The 16,768-nt window shown below is 73.9% G+C and carries 17 protein-coding genes; 1 reads left to right on the forward strand and 16 read right to left on the reverse strand.

Annotated elements, in window-relative coordinates; translation table 11 throughout:
- Position 1 precedes the first annotated feature (1 nt).
- From ACQP0N_RS17675 to ACQP0N_RS17750, 16 genes are all read right to left on the reverse strand, one after another.
- Positions 2–2,347, reverse strand: a complete 2,346-nt coding sequence (locus ACQP0N_RS17675) for a hypothetical protein (protein WP_433111703.1) — start codon at positions 2,345–2,347, stop codon at positions 2–4.
- 11 nt (positions 2,348–2,358) lie between these two features.
- On the reverse strand, positions 2,359–3,795 hold the full coding sequence (locus ACQP0N_RS17680; protein ID WP_357169816.1) for a baseplate J/gp47 family protein: 1,437 nt from the start codon (positions 3,793–3,795) through the stop codon (positions 2,359–2,361).
- Positions 3,788–4,291: a hypothetical protein gene (locus ACQP0N_RS17685; protein WP_355051237.1), complete on the reverse strand. Its 504-nt coding sequence runs from the start codon at positions 4,289–4,291 to the stop codon at positions 3,788–3,790. The genes ACQP0N_RS17680 and ACQP0N_RS17685 overlap by 8 nt, the downstream gene beginning before the upstream one ends.
- Position 4,292: 1 nt before the next feature.
- Positions 4,293–4,616, reverse strand: coding sequence for a hypothetical protein (locus ACQP0N_RS17690; protein WP_355051238.1), 324 nt, complete (start codon positions 4,614–4,616; stop codon positions 4,293–4,295).
- A gap of 10 nt (positions 4,617–4,626) precedes the next feature.
- The gene (locus tag ACQP0N_RS17695) at positions 4,627–6,654 is read right to left on the reverse strand and encodes a hypothetical protein (protein ID WP_433111707.1); all 2,028 of its coding nucleotides are present in this window, start codon (positions 6,652–6,654) and stop codon (positions 4,627–4,629) included.
- The gene (locus tag ACQP0N_RS17700) at positions 6,651–7,298 is read right to left on the reverse strand and encodes a hypothetical protein (protein ID WP_357118179.1); all 648 of its coding nucleotides are present in this window, start codon (positions 7,296–7,298) and stop codon (positions 6,651–6,653) included. Before ACQP0N_RS17700 ends, ACQP0N_RS17695 begins: the two co-directional genes overlap by 4 nt.
- A complete protein-coding gene (locus tag ACQP0N_RS17705) occupies positions 7,298–7,798 on the reverse strand; it encodes a hypothetical protein (protein WP_053659787.1) in 501 nt (166 codons plus the stop codon). The genes ACQP0N_RS17700 and ACQP0N_RS17705 overlap by 1 nt, the downstream gene beginning before the upstream one ends.
- Positions 7,799–7,800: 2 nt before the next feature.
- Positions 7,801–8,550, reverse strand: coding sequence for a hypothetical protein (locus tag ACQP0N_RS17710; protein WP_433111711.1), 750 nt, complete (start codon positions 8,548–8,550; stop codon positions 7,801–7,803).
- The gene (locus tag ACQP0N_RS17715) at positions 8,547–9,275 is read right to left on the reverse strand and encodes a hypothetical protein (RefSeq protein WP_433111714.1); all 729 of its coding nucleotides are present in this window, start codon (positions 9,273–9,275) and stop codon (positions 8,547–8,549) included. Before ACQP0N_RS17715 ends, ACQP0N_RS17710 begins: the two co-directional genes overlap by 4 nt.
- The gene (locus ACQP0N_RS17720; protein WP_433111717.1) at positions 9,272–12,493 is read right to left on the reverse strand and encodes a hypothetical protein; all 3,222 of its coding nucleotides are present in this window, start codon (positions 12,491–12,493) and stop codon (positions 9,272–9,274) included. The genes ACQP0N_RS17715 and ACQP0N_RS17720 overlap by 4 nt, the downstream gene beginning before the upstream one ends.
- Before the next feature lie 2 nt (positions 12,494–12,495).
- Positions 12,496–12,750, reverse strand: a complete 255-nt coding sequence (locus ACQP0N_RS17725) for a hypothetical protein (RefSeq protein ID WP_355051243.1) — start codon at positions 12,748–12,750, stop codon at positions 12,496–12,498.
- A gap of 28 nt (positions 12,751–12,778) precedes the next feature.
- Positions 12,779–13,207 (reverse strand): hypothetical protein, encoded by a 429-nt coding sequence (locus tag ACQP0N_RS17730; protein ID WP_355051244.1) that lies wholly within the window; start codon positions 13,205–13,207, stop codon positions 12,779–12,781.
- Positions 13,208–13,223: 16 nt separating this feature from the next.
- The gene (locus tag ACQP0N_RS17735) at positions 13,224–14,393 is read right to left on the reverse strand and encodes a hypothetical protein (protein ID WP_433111721.1); all 1,170 of its coding nucleotides are present in this window, start codon (positions 14,391–14,393) and stop codon (positions 13,224–13,226) included.
- A gap of 35 nt (positions 14,394–14,428) precedes the next feature.
- On the reverse strand, positions 14,429–15,370 hold the full coding sequence (locus tag ACQP0N_RS17740) for a hypothetical protein (RefSeq protein WP_433111724.1): 942 nt from the start codon (positions 15,368–15,370) through the stop codon (positions 14,429–14,431).
- A gap of 152 nt (positions 15,371–15,522) precedes the next feature.
- Complete coding sequence (locus ACQP0N_RS17745; protein WP_433111727.1) at positions 15,523–15,825, reverse strand: barstar family protein; 303 nt, start codon at positions 15,823–15,825, stop codon at positions 15,523–15,525.
- 36 nt (positions 15,826–15,861) lie between these two features.
- Positions 15,862–16,299 (reverse strand): ribonuclease domain-containing protein, encoded by a 438-nt coding sequence (locus ACQP0N_RS17750; RefSeq protein ID WP_355051269.1) that lies wholly within the window; start codon positions 16,297–16,299, stop codon positions 15,862–15,864.
- Positions 16,300–16,541: 242 nt separating this feature from the next.
- Here ACQP0N_RS17750 and ACQP0N_RS17755 point away from each other — a divergent pair, with 242 nt between their 5' ends.
- On the forward strand, positions 16,542–16,766 hold the full coding sequence (locus tag ACQP0N_RS17755; protein ID WP_433111730.1) for a hypothetical protein: 225 nt from the start codon (positions 16,542–16,544) through the stop codon (positions 16,764–16,766).
- Positions 16,767–16,768 lie beyond the last annotated feature (2 nt).

The following is a 16,768-nucleotide window of genomic DNA, read 5'->3' on the forward strand; positions in this document are numbered from 1 at the left end:
CTCAGAGCTGGTCGTACACGCCGCGGTGCCGGCGCTGCTGGAAGGTGCGGAAGGTCCGGGCGACGGCCGGGCGCAGCGGCTCGGCCGTCCCGTCGTCGTCGAGGTCGACGTGGTCACGCCGAATGCCGAAGGTGTTGATCTCCACCCCGAGCGGGCAGATCCTCGTCAGGGTGTTCATCAGCCGTTCGTACTGCTCCAGGGTCAACGTCACCCCGTCGGGCAGCTCGACCCGGAACTCGTACGGATCGGTCCGGCCGGTCCGTACGTAGGAGAGCGCCACCACGGCGACCAGGCCGGCGTGGGTGGGGCGCAGCGCGGTCCGCGCGCCGACCGCCTTGATCTCCGCCGTGCCGCCGCCGAGTCCCACCGTGTACCAGCGGAACCCGGTGGCCCGGCGCTCGCTCAGGTTCAGCCCGGCCTGCGGCAGGCCGATGACGCCGCACACCAGCAGCACCCGGTTGCCCGTCTCGACGAGCGGAAGCACGGCGGCGAGGTGCTGGTCGCGCAGCAGCCCCACCAGCCGGGCCAGCCGGTCGGCGGCGGCCGGTTGGCCGGCGATCAGCGCGGACGCCAGCGCGGCCGGCAGTTCGATGGTCTCCACCAGCTCGTCGGGGAGGCGGTTCAGCGCGGCCACCACGGGCGCCGGGTCGCGCACGGCGGGCAGGCCGGCGGCGGCGAGGACCGCGTCGACCGGCTGCCCGGCCGGTCGGGTCGGCACGGCCGCCCACCGGGTCCGGGCCGCCGCGTCGGTCAACGGGGACCACGCCGCCTCCCCGGCAGCCACCCAGGCCGTGCGTGCCGCGGCCAGACCGGCCAACAGCAGGGCGTTGCCACCCGGGTCGCCCGGGGCATGGAACTGCGCCTCGACCGGCGCGTCGACGCCGACCGAAGCGGTGAGCGGCGCGGTCACCGCGAGCCCTCGGGTGGGCAGGTGCGACAGGTACATCACGGTGGTGCTGAGCCGGTGCGTGGTCGGCAACCCGCAGACCCGCCACAGCCAGGCCAGCTCGCCGTCGGCCGAGACGGTGGGCACGCCGGCGGCGCGGGCGGCGGCGATGAGCGCCTCGGCGGTCCGGTCGGCGGTCACCGTCCGGCCGGTGTCCAGCACCCGGTTACGCAGGTCGGTGGCCTGCGCCGGGGTCGGCCAGCTCACGTCGACGCCGAGACCCAACTCGTAGCGGCTCCCACCGGCGTCGTCCTGGGCCCGGCTGACCTGCCACACGATCGTCGAGCCGAGCGCCCGGCACACCCGCCCCGCGCGGTCCAGGGCCGTGGCCAGCGGCGGCGCGATGCCGTGCGCGCTGTCGAAGGTGTACGACTGGCGCAGGCTCGCCCGCAGGGCCGTGACCTCGGCGAGCCGGCTGGCCGGCAGCGCCCGGGAAGCGTGGACGGTGTTGTTCGGCGGGGTGTTGGCGGGCAGCACGAGGCGGTCGCGCCGCAGTTGGGCGAGGAAGTTGGGGCGGTGCTGCGGGTCGCCGACGGCCACCAGCCGGACCGCCACGGCGAACTGGTCGTCGTCCTCGCGCAGCGTGAAACGTGCCCCGCCGGGCAGGTCGGCGAAGAGGCCCGTGTTCGGGTCGGTGTCCGCGCCGGGGCCGTTGAGCAGCCGGCGTACCGCGCCCGGGGTGGGCAGCAGGAACCGCCGGTACAGCCCGAGCCGGTGGGCGTACGCGTCGTCCGGCTCACGGGCCGGCGCGGCCAGACGGCGGGCGTACACCTCGCCGTTGGTCGGCTCGTGCACCAGCTCGTCGACGAAGCGGGCCACCCCGACGTCCGCGCCGATCCGGTCCAGCGCGTCGCGCCGGGCGTGGGCCAGGGTCCGGTACGCGTGCACCTCCCGGGCCGCCCGACGCAGCCGGTGCTTCTCGTACGACACCAGGTAGAGCAGGCGACCCAGGTTGCCCTCGACCACGGCCAGCTCGACGAGGGCGGGGAGCGCCGTACCGGTGACCGCCGTGGCGGCCGCGCCCTCGACGGCCCGCTCGGCCGACACGGCGACCGCGAACGGCGCGACCAGCGGCTCGTCGGCGGTGTCCGGCACGTACGCCGGCACCGACGCGCCCTCGGCGGACCAGGGCGCGAACACCACCGGCGGCAGCACCCGCTGCCCCGCGCCGCCCGGGTCGACGGTGACCGTCACCCGGACGCTCTCCTCGGCCAGGTCGCGGCGCAGCACGACGGTGAGCAGCGGGTGTCGACTGGTCCAGTCCACAGCGGCCGTACCGGCACCGGCCAGCGGCACCACGACCCGCCGGACCGTCCCCGGGTACGGACCCTCCAACTGGTCGATCAGGTTGCGTTCGACGGACGCGTCGACGCCGTCCACGGGTACCCGGATGTCGGTCATCGCGCCCCCGCTCAGACGATCCGGAACGGCCGGGGGTCGTCCCGGTCGACGTAGACGGGCACCTGGTTGGCGGCGAGCACCGCGTTGTCGCCGACCGGCAGCCGCTGCACCCCGTCGCCGGTGGGCGCGCTGCCGGTCACCACCACCGCCGAGTCGGCCGGGAAGCGGACCAGCCGCAGGTTGCGCACGTCGGCGACGCCGGGCTCGTTCATCAGCGTCCAGATCACCTCGGCGGCGCGGACCGGCTCACCGAAGGGCAGCTCGTCGACGTACCGGCGCAGCCGGGCGTGCAGCCGGGCGCGCAGCTCGGTGGCGGCCGTGGAGGCGTTGATCGTCTCCTTCGAGCCGGTGGGCAGCGGCAGACCCCGGATCACCAGGTCGGCCTCGACGCCGATGCCGACCTCGTCGGCGCGGTCCACCGAGGCGAAGATGCCCACCGGGCGCAGGTCCTCGATGACCGACTCGACGGCGGCGTGCAGCCCGTCCGGCCCGTCCCAGATGGCGGCGGCGGTCGGCGCGACGAGCACCGTGACGTAGTACGGGTTGCCCAGGTCGCGTTCGGTGCTGAAGACCCGCTCGATGAAGTTGAAGTTGCCGAAGATGGACTGGTTGAGGTCCAGTCCGCCCCGGCCGTCGAAGACCTGCACCTGGCGTACACCGGGCACGGTGGCCACGGCGAGGCCGATCGCCTCGGCCGTCCAGATGGAGCGGGGCGCGGCGAGCAGCAGTTGCCGGTAGCGGGCGTCGGAGACCTGCTGTTCGCCGCCGGTGAGCGCGACGGCGTGGGTGATCTCGACCAGCTCCTTGCCGGCGGCCTGCTCGGCGTCGTCCAGGTCGGCCAGCAGGGTGTCGGCGCGGTTCCAGCGGTCGATCTTCTGCTGCGGCTGGGTGGGGTCGAGGTTGTGCGCCGGGCCCGGATAGAAGGCGGCGACGGCCGGTTCGCGCTCACCGACGGCGGCGGAGAGCACCACCGTCTCGTCCAGGGCCACGTGGTGCCCGCCGGGGGTGGACAGTCGGGCGCCCCGAGGCAGCGTGAGCTGTGGGTGGCCGGTCGGCAGCGCGGCCTTGAGCTTGAGCTTCACCGTCCCCCGGGCCGGCAGGTACGGCCGGGGTATGCCAAGTTCCTCGCCGAGGCGGGTCAGCGCGTCGGCGGTCGCGGACACCACGAAGGAGTTGTCGTAGACCGCGCCGAGCGCGGCCCACATCCGGGCGTCCTCCAGGGCGGCGAGTTCGAGGACCTTGCGCAGCACCGCGCCACTGGTCAGGTCGACGTCCTCGCCGAAGAGCAGCCGGGCGGTGGCCAGCTTCTCGGCGAGCAACCGGGCGAAGGACTTGGGCACGAAGCCGGTCTCGACGACGCCGAAGCCCGTCGAGCCGGTGGCCCGCAGCGCGGCGGCGTCGACGGCGAGGACGTCGGCCAGTTCGGCCGGGAGGGTCGGGTCAGACACTTGGCAGCTCCCCGAGGCGCACCGAGAGCCGGTCGTCGGTGATGGTTTCGAACTGGACCTGGACCTGGAGGGTGCGCGAGGCGCGCAGCGCGGCGGCCGAGGCGTCGTCGGCGCGGCCCGCGCCGAGCCGGCCGTCGTCGAGGTTGACGTCGACGATCTTGCGGACCCGCGGATCGCGGTCGAGCAGGGTGATGATGCCGATGCGGACCTGCTCGCGGATGAGGTTCGGCTCGATCTGCTCGGCGAGGGCGTTGAGGCCGTCGAAGCCGAACGTCGCGTCGAAGACGTTCGAGCCGCGCAGCGTGGTCAGCGCCACCGCGAGGCTCTGCGCCACGTTGCCGGTGCCCTCGACCAGCGCCAACGTCCGGCCGTTCGGTCCATCGTCGAAGACGATGTCCCGGGCCAGGTCGACGCCGGGCATGGTGGGTTCGAAGGCGAGGCCCCAGCCGAGGTAGCGGCGCTGGGCGGCCTGCCGTTCGCGCTCGGTACGGTCCACGTCAGGCCGCCTTCAGCTTGCTCTGGCCGGCGCTGGCGGACAGTCCGGGGCTGGAGCCGTCGGTGGCGCCGCTGAGCGAGTCCAACGCCACGGCCACGTTGCCGACCGTGAGCTTTCCGGCCGCCCCGGTCGCGGACGTCACCGTGCTGCACTGCTTGGTGGAGTTGCTGGTGGTGATGGTGCAGCCGGCCACCGACTTGCCGTTGATGCCGTCGAGGCGGACCACCGGCTTGTGGTCGACGGTCAGCTTGCCCTGCCCGGTCGGAGAGACCTTCCCCTGGTTGGGGCAGTGCACGTCGCTCGACGTGGTGAGCACGAATGCCATGTCGCTCTCCTCAGTGGACGTTCATCGCGTTGCTGACCTGGACGTCGACGTCGTCGGCGGCGATGCTGACCGTGCCGCCGCTGATGTTCACCGCGCCGTTGCCGGCGTCCAGGTCGATCTGGGTGGCGGTGATGGTGATCGAGCCGTCCTGCTTCATGACGATCGAGGACCCGCCGCCGGCGTGCTCGATGGTGATGCTGTCGGCCTCGTCGGCGCGCGCCGGGCGCTGGCCGCGACCCTTGAGCTGGGCCCGACCCACCCGCACGGTCAGCTCGCCCAGCTCGATGACCCGGTTGCCGTCGCCGTCGGTGAGGTCGTGCGCCACCTTGCCGTCGTGGTCGGCGGGGGTCACCGTGTCGGCGATGGACGAGCGGCTGCTGCTGGCCACCCCGACCGGCAGCGACAGCCACCAGTCCCCCGGCTCGGAGACCGGGGCGTGCCCGGTGGGCCAGAGCGCGCCCACCTCCACCGGGTCGTCCGGCGCGCCGTTGCGGTAGGCCAGCGCCACCCTGGTGCCCGGGTAGCGGGGCAGGATCAGCCCGCACCCGCCCCAGGCGAACGGGGTCAGGTAGGTCACTCCGGGCAGCGGCGCGGGCTGCTGCCGGCGTACCGGCAGGCGGCGGACGCCGTTCGGGCGGCCGTCCGGGCGGACGAGGCCCTCCCACACCGTCTCGGTCTGGGCGGGCGGCTCGACCGCGCCGCTGGCGTTGGTGGCGACCGCGCGTACCTCGCCGATCTCCAGGCCGCGCGTCTCACCCCGGGCCGCGCGGGCGGCCCGGCGCACCGCCTCGGCGGCGGCCACCCCGGGTGATGACGCCGGAGAGGCCGGCTCGGCGGTACCCACGCCGGACGCGTCGCTCCAGGTGTCCCACGCACTCGCGCTCGACGCGACCTCGACACCCTGCACGACAGTCACGAACCCGGCGGTACGCGACAGCGTGTGCCGGGCGGCGCTGAGGTAGAGCAGCTTCGACCCCGCGCCCAGCTCCCCGGTCGACGGGGCGAACGGCGCGGCGAACGAGCCGAGCAGCGCCGCGCCGACGCTGCCCAGCGTGGTGGCCTCGTCGGTGGCGGGCGGGTCGAAGCGCACCAGGTCGCCGGGCTTCAGGTCGGGGCGGCCCTTGAGGGTCAGCGTCCACGCCCGACGGCGCGGCGCGGCGGTGCCGCCGGTCTCGGTGGCCGCGTACGGGTCGGTGTCCTGGGTGCCGTTCTCGGTGCAGGCGAGCAGGCCGGTGGCGAGGGTCAGCGGCTTCGGCTCGCCCTCCGGGTACGGGATGGGGCGCTTGCCGACGTGCACGGTGCCGTCGCGGATCAGCAACATCCCCCGCCCGTACGCGTTGAGGGACTGCTGCAACGCGCCGCCGAGGCGTTCCAGGGCGGCGCGGTAGAGCAGCCCGGCACCGAAGGCGACCCGTTCGTCGCCGGCCGCCTCGGTCGCGCCCCGGGTCATCGTGCCGTCCGGGTTGGCGCCCCACCCGGTCACGTCCACCCTGGTCCGTTCGCCGATGGCGCGGATCGCGGCGGTGAACGTGGCCGCCTCGAACCGTTCGGTGACCCGCTGCCCGAGCCGGGCGTACGCCTGCTCGACGAGGGTCAGCTCGGTGTCGTACGTCCGCTCGCCGGTGAGCCGGCGCACCTTCGTGACGCGCAGGACGGCGACCAGCGCCTGGGTCAGCTCGGCCGGGGTCGGGCCGGCGTTCACGCCGACCAGGTTGGTGAAGAACGCGCCGACCGAGGTGTTGGCGTCGCGCCAGTACAGGTGCAGCTTCGCCACCAGCGGCGGTTGCCCCTCGGCGGTGCGCAGCGCGGCGAAGTGTTCGTCGACGAGCCCCTGCACGGTGACCGTGTACGCGCCGGGGCCCAGCCCGTCGGGCAGCGCGGCGTCGATGGCCGCGTAGTAGTCGGCGCTGGACAGGGTGAGCGCGGCGTCCGGGCTGATGCCGGTCGGGGTCTCCCGGTGGAAGGTGATGGTCCAGCCGGCGTCGTTGCCGACGGCGCCCTGGCGTACCTGGCCGGTCTGGAACGGCGTGAGCGTCACCGCAGCACCCTCCGCATCTTCTTGTCGAGCAGGTAGCGGTAGCGCAGCCGGGCGGGACCGAGGTCGGACTCGACGCGCTGCGCGGGCGGCCGGCGACGCCAGACGAACTCGTTGATCGGTGGTGGCCCGAACTGGTCCACCGCCCGGTCGGCGGGCCGCCAGGCCATGGTCAGGTAGGAGCCGTAGTCGCCGGAGCCGCGGACCGTCCCGGCGTGCAGCAGCCAGGCCAGCACCAGCACCTCGACGACGACCGGGGTGACGCCGGGGGCGGTCGGTGTGCCCGCGTCCGGGCAGACCCGGCGCAGGCCGGTGGCGAGCGGCACGGAGCCGAGGATGCGGGTGCCCTGGCGGACGACGAGACGCAGCGGCACCCGACCGACCAGCGCCGGTGGCCGGGACGTGGCCGTCGGCGTGGGTCGGGGCGCGAGGTCGTCGGCGGAGCTGCTGACCACGGCGAGTGGGTCGGTGGACAGCCACTGTCGGGCCAGGCCGGTGGGCAGGATCAGCACCGCGTGCACGCCCGCGCCCAGCTCGACGCGGTGCGGGAGGCCGGCGGTCAGGCCCTGGCGCACCTCGGTGAACCCGTCGGGCACCTCGATCGGTGTCTCCGGCAGCAGGTAGCGGTCGATCGGGAATGGTGGCATCAGTTGCCCAACCCGTCGGCGAGCGCGCCGACTCCGATGCTGGCCACGTCGAGCAGCTTGCCGAGCAGGCTGGGACGGGGCACGTGGACGAGGGTGATGGTGGTGTCCAGGACGTCGCGACGGGCGGCCGAGGCGTTGAAGGTCAGCGACTGCACCTGCATGTCGGTGCGGATGGTCATGGAGGTGACCAGGATCAGCCCGCCGAACTTCCCACCGGAGTACGCGGCGAGGGCGGTGCCGCGTTTGCTCGCCTCGGCCATCGTCTCCAGGGCGAACTTCCAGGCGTAGCGTTCCGCGCCGACGAGCACCCCGGTGAGCGTGATGGTGTCGTCGTGGGTGGCCACGATGGCCTTGTGGGCGGTGGAGCCGATCGGCGGCAGGTGGTACGTCTGGGCCAGGGAGATGGCGGTGACCGCCCACAGTGGGATGGGCAGCACCCCGTCGCTGATGATCGCCGACGGCACCGTGCCGTACCGCATGAAGCTGCTGGTGATCGCCATGCTCAGCGTCCTCCGGTGGGTGGCAGCGGCACCGGCGTACCGGTGGGTTCGACGGCCAGGCCGAGGTCGCGCAGGGCCTGGGTGATCTCGCGGACCTCGCCCGCGGCGCTGGTGACGCGCAGCCGCAGCCGGCGCTCGGCCAGGGCCGCGCTGATCCGGACGGGCCGGGTGGACGCGGACCCGCGCCGGTTGATCCGGTCGATCTCGGCGGCGGCGTCCTCCATCCGGGAGATCGCGTCGAGGATGCGCGGGTCGGGGGTGAACCCGGGGTCGTCGCGCTGGAGGCGGGCGATGGCGTCGCGGAAGTCGGCGGCGTCGCGGCGCAGGTTGGCCACGAGGTTGTCGGTGAGCGCGCTGACGCCGCTGACGCTGGCGGCCCGGTGCGACTTGTCGTCGAGGAGCCACACCCAGCCGTCGTGCCCGATGCCGACGAGGTCGGTGCCGGCGACCTTGACGTTGGCGTCCGGTCCCTTGAGGAACAGCTCGATGCTGCTCAGCGAGAACGCCGCGCTGTACTCGCCGAGGACGCCCCGGCCGTAGGTGACCATGTCGTGGCGCAGGTAGGCGCGGAAGCCGGGACCGTCGTCGGCGCGTCCGCCCCCGTCGCGGAAGCGCCGCCAGAGGGTGGCCAGCGCTTCCGGGTTGTGCACGGCGAGCTGCTGGGTGAGCCAGACGTCACCGCCGGCCACCACGGCCCGCAGGTCCGGATCGCCGATGCGGGCGAGGGCGTCGGCGAGCCGGGCGTCGCTCATCTGCAGGCCACGCGAGCGGGCCCGGCCGAGGTCGTCGACGGCGGTGCGCAGCCGGGCCAGCTCGTCGGGGTGAGCCGGCCGCCGAGGCGGGTCTGCAGGTCGGCGACGGCGGACCGTTTGCCGGCCTCGCTCTCGGCGGCGACCGCGCGCCACAGCGCGGCCGGTTCCAGCTCGGCGGCCCGGCGCAGCGCCGCCTGCCGGTCCGCCGGCATGGCCCGGAACGCGTCACCGACGATCGCGGCCGGCTCGACGTGCCGGCCGGCCGCGCCGCCGCCGTCGAACTCCCGCAGCAGCGAGTCGGCGTACGCGCCCGCGTCGTCGGCAAGCCGCAGCGGCGCGTCACCGACGATGCCCTCGCGGGGTCGGCTCAGCTCGCGCATCTCGGTGCTGAGCTGGTCGAAGTACTCACCGAGGGTGGCCACCCGCACCCCCTCGGGCAGGGTGCCTCCCTCCAGCACGTGGTCGAGGATCGCGGCGATGTTGTCCCGCAGCACGGCGATGCGTTCCAGCCGGTTGAGCGCGTTGCCCAGGTGCAGGTCGCCGACGTCGTCGACGATGCGGCGGATGAGGTGTTCCAGTAGCCGCCGGGAGCGCACCTCACCGGCCTCGCTGTGCTCGGCGATGGTCCGCATGAAGCGCCGCAGCCGGGGGTTCGCGTCGGCGGCGGCGTGCACGGCGGCGGCGTCGAGGAACCGGCCGGCGCGGAACCGGCGGGGCCCGGTCACGGCCGCACCACCGGCACGCGCGGGCCGGCGGCGGCACCGCCGGGCTGCGAGTCGAGCACCATGAGGATGAACCGGGCGCCCTCCGGGCCGCCGACGGCGCCGCTGAGCATCGCCTCGCGCTCCACGTACGCGAGGATCGGCTCCATCAGCTTCTGCACGACGCGTTCCAGCACCTCGTTGAGCAGGATCTCGGTGAGGAACCCCTGGAGCAGGTCGCGGGACGCGGCCTCGACGATCTGTCGGGTGACCCGGCGTACCACGTACCCCCGGGCGGCACGCAGCCCCGCGCGGACGCCGAAGCGCAGCGCGACCCGGCCGCCGCGCACGGCCGCGCCACCGATGGTGCCGGCCTCCGGGATCAGCGACATCGCCAACCCGAGGTACGCGGCGAACAGCTCGACCTCGATCTCGGTGCGGGTGAGCACCAGCTCCGGGTCCAGCATCGAGGAGTAGAGGCGCTCGCGTTGGTGGGCGTGCGCCACGTCGACGGCGGCGACGGCGACCCCGACCACGAAGCCCAGCGGCGGGCAGAGCAGCGACAGCGCGATGATCCCCACCATGACGGCGAAGGCGCTCAGCGCCTCCCGGCCCAGCTCGGTGCTGAACAGGCTGTCGACGCCGCTGGCGTAGTAGGGGTTGCCGCCGAAGAACTCGCCGAGCTGCTGGTGGGTGACGAGGTGGATGCCCTGCAACGCGTAGCGTCCGCCGGCGATGGTGGCCGACGGGATGTGTTCGCTGATCCGGCTGGACCGGAAGGCGAAGTGCGCGTCGGTGCGGGCGCGGCCGAGCATCTCGGTGTTGTGGCGTCGCATGTCCTGCAACACCCGCCACAGCTCGTCGCGGATCGCCGACCGGTTACCGGCGAAGCGGGCCAGCACGTCGGGCAGGTCGCTGATCTGCTTGACCAGCGGGTCGACGCCCTCGGCCTCGCCGCGCTGGATGACCAGCGCCTGTTCGATCTCGCCGAGGGTCCAGAGCACCGCGTGCGAGTCGCGGATGCGGGTGACGCCGTCGCGTTCGACGATCTCGCCGGCCGCGCCGGGGCTGGTCAGGGCCGCCTCGGTGGCGAGGAACGCGCTCGAGATGGCGCGGGCGGCCCCGTACCAGGCGGTGGACGGGTTCAGCATGCTCAGCGTGGCGACGGCGCCGCCGCCGAGGTCGGTGTGCTCTTGCGTCCACCGGGCGGCCTCGTGGCGGCGCAGCCGCTCGCGCAGCCCCTGCAACTCGGCGTAGTCGGTGAGCTGGGAGACGATCAACCGCTCGAAGATCGGCGCGTACTGGTCGAAGTGGGCGATCCGCGCCTCGATACCGGTCCGGGAGCTCAGCAGGAGCTGTACCAGCATGGCCTGGCTGCCGACGACGAACAGCTGCCCGACCGCCGCGTTCACGGCCGGGCTGAGCGCCTGTACGAAGTGCAGGTTCCAGGAGGCCGACGTGTCGATCCAGCCGCCCTGGATCCGCCCGAAGTGCTCGGGCTGGCTGTAACGGCGCATGACGAGCTGGGCGAGGTGGTCCAGGCGGGGCACGACGCCGGCCAGGTGGCGCAGGAACTGCACGGCCGGCGAGGCGACCGGCCGGAAGTCCAGCGGGCCGAGTCGTCCGCTGCCCTCGGGTACCGGCCGGGTGAACGCTTCCCGTTCGGCCGAGCCGACGAGCAGGCTGATCGCGGCGGCCCGGCCGCGCAGCACGGCGGCGGCCTGGAGGCAGAAGTTCGCCGGGTAACGGCAGGGTTCGCCCATCTGCAACCGGAACGCGATGTCGTCCATGAGTCGGCGCAGCTCGTCGCCGTCCGGGCCGAGCGCCGCCAGCTCCGGCTCGCCATTGAACGACGCGCAGGCGGGCATCGTGGAGTGCCCGGTGCCGACGGCGGGGAACCGCCGCCCCTCGACGCCCGGCGGTGCGCTGGGGCTGCTCGGGTCGAAGACGAACCCGCCCCGCCGGGCGGCCGTGCCACCGTCGCCGGTGCCACCGGCCCCGCCACCGGGACCGCTACCCGTGCCGAGGCCGCCCGCCCCGGTGCCGCCCGGGCCACCGCCACCCGGGCCGCTGCCCGCTCCGCTGCCGGCTCCGTTCCCCGCACCGGCCCCGGTGCCCGTGCCGACGCCACCGCCGGGCGGCGCGTTCGGATCCGGCGCGGCGACCGGACGCTGCTCGACGCTGATCGGCAACAGGTTGGCCGTACCGGTGAAGTGCAGCGTGGCGTCGGTCTCCTCGGTGCTGACCAGCAACAGGGAGACGCCGCCGATGTCGACCACCACCAGGCTGGTCGGCGTGGCCCCGCCCACCGACGCGAGGATCGCGTCGACCCGCCGCGTCACCTCGGCGTCGACGGCCCGCTCGATCTGCGCCTGGTACTCCTCGACGCTCGTGGTCTCGCCGCGCGGCGAGGCGATCCGCAGCCGCCGCCGGATGTCGCCGCTCAACTCCTCGTCCACCATGGCGACCAGGGCGCTGCGGTCGGCGACCGGTCGCCGCTGCACCGTCCCGGGTTGCGGGCTCGGCACCCGCGCCTCGACCTCGAAGTGGGGTTGCGGGGTGGCCCGGAACACCGTCTCGCCGAACTGCTCGAAGGTCAGGACCGACAAGGGAGTGGTGGTCACCATGATCGCCCAGACCGGGCGTCCGTCCACGCCGATGACCCGGGCGATGATCCCCTGCGGGGTGCCCGACGGGAGGCCGCCGTGCTGGCGTACCGCCTCGCGGGCTAGCTCGGCGAAGTGACCGGCCAGGTAGGCGGCCGGGCGCAGCAGCCACTGGTAGGTCACCCGCGGCGGCTCGGGGCCGTCCACCGGCACCTCGGCGGCGTCCCCACCGGCGTCGTAGGACGGCACCCGGTACAGGGCGAGCAGGTGGCGCATCCGCTGCGGGTCGAACAGCTCGGTAGCCGGTTCGCTCAGCGGCAGGGGCACCCCGGGCGGCAGGCCCGGGTCGAGCCGCGCGGCGGTGACGACCTCGTCGACGCGCCGGCGCAGCCGGGCCTCGAAGGCACGACGCTCGTCCGGAGTCACGTGCTCCCGCGCCGCGCCGGTCCAGCGGAACTCCGGCGCGTCGGTGCGTACCTCAAGGTAGCCACCGTGCGGCACGACCGCCTCCTGGCGGGAGCGTTCCAGCGCGCGGGCCAGGCCGGCGGCGAGCGCGTCGGTCACGGCCTCCGGCCGCTCGGTCACCGACCGGGCGTCCAGCCGGATCCGCACCGGCACGTGCACCGAGATGGCCACCGTCAGAACCGCCCGTCCAGGTGCTCGGCGAGACGGGCCAGCGCGAGGTCCGCGAGCGCGTCGGCGTCGAACGCGCCGCCGGCCGCGACCACCTCGATCTCCACCGGGAAGTGGTACGCGATGACGGCGCGATCGTCCTCGGCCACCTGCTCGGCCTCGGCCTCGCTGCCGGCCGCCGGCAACACCAGCTCACCCGCGTGCACCAGGGCCAGCCCGGTACGGGTGACCCGGGCGGCGCGGCCAGCTCCGGTCGCCATCTGATACCTCCGGTTGATCCTGGTGGGGTTACGGCAGGACGGACGGGTCGCCGGTCTTCGGGTCGACCGAGGCCGCCAGACTGAAGCCGCTGAACGTCGCCGCCGGTGCGCCGGAGATGGTGGCGGTGGTCGGCGTGGCGCTGGTGATCAGGCAGTCCTGCAAGACGAAGGACGAGAACGCCCAGTCGTCGCCGGTGTGCTCCAGCAGCGCGATGTCGAACAGCTCGCCGTCGAGGGCCAGCTTGGTGAGCCGGCCGGCGACGTCCCCGATCGCCTTGACGGTCATCGTGAAGTTCATCGACACGGGCGCGTGGATGGCGCCCATGTGGGTCACCTCGCACGAGTGCAGCGCCTCGACGTTGAGCGAGAAGGACGGGCTGAACGAGTCGATCGGGCTGATCAACACCGTCTCGGTGCCCTTGGTGTACTGCACCGCGAGGCGGGTCTTCCACTCCATGGTCTGGTTCCTCCGGTCAGAACTTGGCCACGAGCGTGACCAGCAGGCGGCTCACGGCCGGGCCGTAGGTGACGGTGACGACGAGGTCGACGGTGCGGTCGGCCCGGGCGGTGGTGACGATCGACGTGTCGGTGGCGGTACGGGCGGCCTCGGGGATGGTGAGGATGTCCAGCACCGGGATCTCGATGCGGTAGTCGTCGATCACGGCCTGCCGCTTGAGCGGGCCGAGGATGCCATCCACCTGGGTCTTGAGCAGGGTCATGCCCGGCTTGGTGATGCGGGCGTCGCCGACCAGGCCGATGAGTCCGGCGCGGAGCATGAACTCGATCTGATCGAGGGTGCGGACCAGGTCGACGTGCAGCAGGCTCGCGTCGCTGGTGAAGAGCCGCCCGTCGGCGAAGTGCAGGCTCTCGCCGGTGATCAGGGTGGGGTCGATGATCGGTGTGAGGTTGGCCTCGGAGAGTCCCTTGATCTCGGCCGGGCTGTACTGCTTGGCGACCGGGATGGCCACCCCGCGGATCTTCTTGAGCACGATGCTGTGGTGCACCGGCAGCCCGGCCACGGCGGCCATGGCGGCGGTGGCCGCGTCGCCGTCCGCGCCCCGGGCGGCGATCATCAGCATCCGGCTGGTGCTGCTCTTGAGCGGGTTCGCGGCGGTGGTGATATCGGTGACGTAGGTGGGGCTCTTCTCGGTCGCCGGGTTGACCATGGCGAAGCCGATGCGGCGTTGCCCGGCGGCGGACATCGTCTCGACGTGCGCCTTGAGCGCGTGCAGCCCGGTGGGCGCGCCCGCTCCGGCGGGGTTGCCGACGGTCGACTCGTTGGCCAGCGACACCATGGTCACGTCGTCGGCGGCCTCCAGACCGCTGAGCGCGGCGGCGTAGTCGTCGCCGGCGACCTTGACGCCGTACACCTTGGCCGGGCGCGGGTCCTGGAGGAACGCCAGTTCGAGCGAGTTGTAGAGGGCGTTGCGGACGACGTTGCCGGCCTGTCGGCGGGCGAAGTTGGTGACCGCGTCGTCGAGGGTCTCGATCCGGACCGGTGTGTTGGCCGGGGCGGAACCACCGTCGGCCGTGGACGGCGTCTTGCCCACCACGGCGATGACGCCCGGCGAACGCTGGGCCAGCGGCGCCGGGGGCGGCACGATCCGGACCTCGATGAACGGGAATGCTGCTGTCGGTGCCACGGGTCCTCCCGGACGAAGTTGCTGCTGGTCTGATCTCAGGTCGGGACTGCGGCGAGCCCGATGCCGCTGCGGGCGAGCCACTGACCGGCACGGGCGAACCGGGCGGCCCGCTTCTGCGCGGCGGTGCCGGTGTCACCGCCGGGCCATCCGTCGTCGTCGAACGTCTCGACGGGCACCACCCACACGGCGACCACCCGGTGCCGCCGCCGGACATCCTCCGGCGCGGGCACGTCCAGCCCCAGCTCCTCGGCGCGGGCCCGGACCAGCCGCGTCTCGACGAGCAGGTCGGCCAGGGAGAAACCCTTGTCGCGGACCAGCACGGCGGCGGCGAACGGCAGCGGACGGGGCGTGGGTGGGGTGGCCGGCGGCGCGGCGTAGCGCAGCCGCACGGTCGCGCCGGCGGCCTGCCCACGCATCCGGTCCACCAGGTCACCGGCGTTCGCCGCGCCGACACCGGCGAGCAGCCGGTCCAGGTGCGCGTCGGTGAAGGCGGCGGGCTGGTGCAGGCCCGCCCGCAGCCGGGCCACCAGTCGGGTACGGCGCTCGGTCTCCAGCAGCGTCGGATCGGCCGGCAACGCGCCCAGGTCGGCGATGATCTGCGGGTCGACGTCGAAGGAAGGCATCGCCACGTCGAGGTCCTCGACCCGGTCCCGGGCGGCGCTCGTGCGCACCACGAGGCTCCCCCGCCAGAGCGCGTCGATGCGCAGCGCCGACCCGCCGAGGCCGTGCAGACGCACACGCAGCTCGGTACGGGCCGTACCGCCCTCGCCCAGCCACTCCCCCTCGGCGAGGGTCACCGGCGCGGCGGCGAAGCCGAGGGTCAGCTCATCGAAGACCGCCGCGTACGGGGGCGCGACGGGCATCGCCTCGGTGTCGTACGCGGCGTCGACCAGGTGGGCCAGCGAGGCGTCGTCGAAGAGCGCGGCGCGGGTGCCCGGGTCGGCCAACCGCACCAGCACACCGTCGACGAAGTCCACGCCGCCGCCTCCCCCGCTGCCCACGCCGGGGCACACCGCCCGGTCCGGCACGAGGATCGCGAAGGGGCCGTCACCCGAGCGTCACCGCCACCGTCACCGCCCTCGACCATCGGCCGAACTGTCGGCAGCCCGACCGGTGACCGCTCCCGGCCTCAGGGGCGCAGGACCACGCGCAGGGGGTGCGGGGCGGTGCTGGCGAGGTCGTCGAGCACGGCCCTCAGCAGCGCGTGCTGGCCGGGCGGCTCGTCGGCGAGGAGCTGACCGGCGTCGGTGAGCAGCAGGGTCAGCGGGCCGGCGTCCAGCCGGTCCCGGAGCGCGTCGGCGAGGGCGTCCCAGGTGTCGCCCAGGTACGCCGGCAGGGCCAGCGCCTCGGACAGCGCGGCGAAGAGCGCGGGCCGGGTGCGGACCGCCGCCCCGGCCAGCGCCACCGCGCCAACCTGCTCAGCGTCGTCCATGCGCGTTCCTCCTGGACCGGCTGGCCACCGGGTCGGTCAGAGCCGGTAGAAGTCGGTGTAGTGGTTGGGTGAGAACCAGGTGACGCCCGTGCTGCGGTTCACCACGATCCGGTACGCGTCGCGGGCGGCGCCCTGGGTGCGGGGGTACACGTCGTACTCGTAGTAGGTGGCGTTCGTGGGCAGTTGACCCTCGTAGTTGTAGAACCGGCCACCGGCGAAGTTGGACAGCCCGCCACTCCAGGAGTACCAGCCGCGGCTGGTCGGGAAGCCCTTGGCGGACCAGCCGGACCGTGCGGTGCGCGCGTCCGCGCAGCGGCTGATGGTGCAGGAGCTGTAGACCGCCGCCGACGCGGAGTCCGTCAGCCGTGGGGTGACCACGGACGGGCCGACCAGCGCGGCGGCGACCAGGGCGAGGAGCAGGGCGAGGGTGGTGGTACGCCGGCGGATCGCGCCGAGCGTGGCCAGCGGGGACACGAGGGTGGACACAGGCTGCCTCCAGACCATCCGATCCATCGACCCACGTGAGTGGCGGGTCGCGCTCAGTCTGGCCGTTGCCCGCGCTCGGCAACAGTCCCGTCGGCCCAACTGCTCCACAATGCCCGGTGAACCGCGGGCAACCGACATTGTGTTGTACATCGGCGCGGCGGCGGGCATTTCGGTCATCCGTTGTTAGCGTGAGCTGCGGGCGCGCGGACCCGTGACCGTGAAGGGGTGCCATGACGGACGCTCCCGAGCAGAGACCGAGACCCCCGGATCTGTGGCGGCAGCGGAGCGTCCGCGCGCTGCGGATCACCCGGGACGGCAGCGTGCGCGGCTGGCGGTGGTGGGCGCGCACCTGGGACCGGTTGGTGGCCGCGCTCCAGGACGAGGCCCCGTCGGCGCCGGCGCCGGTCCGTCCCCGCCCGGCCCGCTGGTCGAGCAGCGCGACGCGCCCCGGCTGATC

The organism is Micromonospora sp. CA-246542 (assembly GCF_050942905.1).
Lineage (GTDB): Bacteria > Actinomycetota > Actinomycetes > Mycobacteriales > Micromonosporaceae > Micromonospora.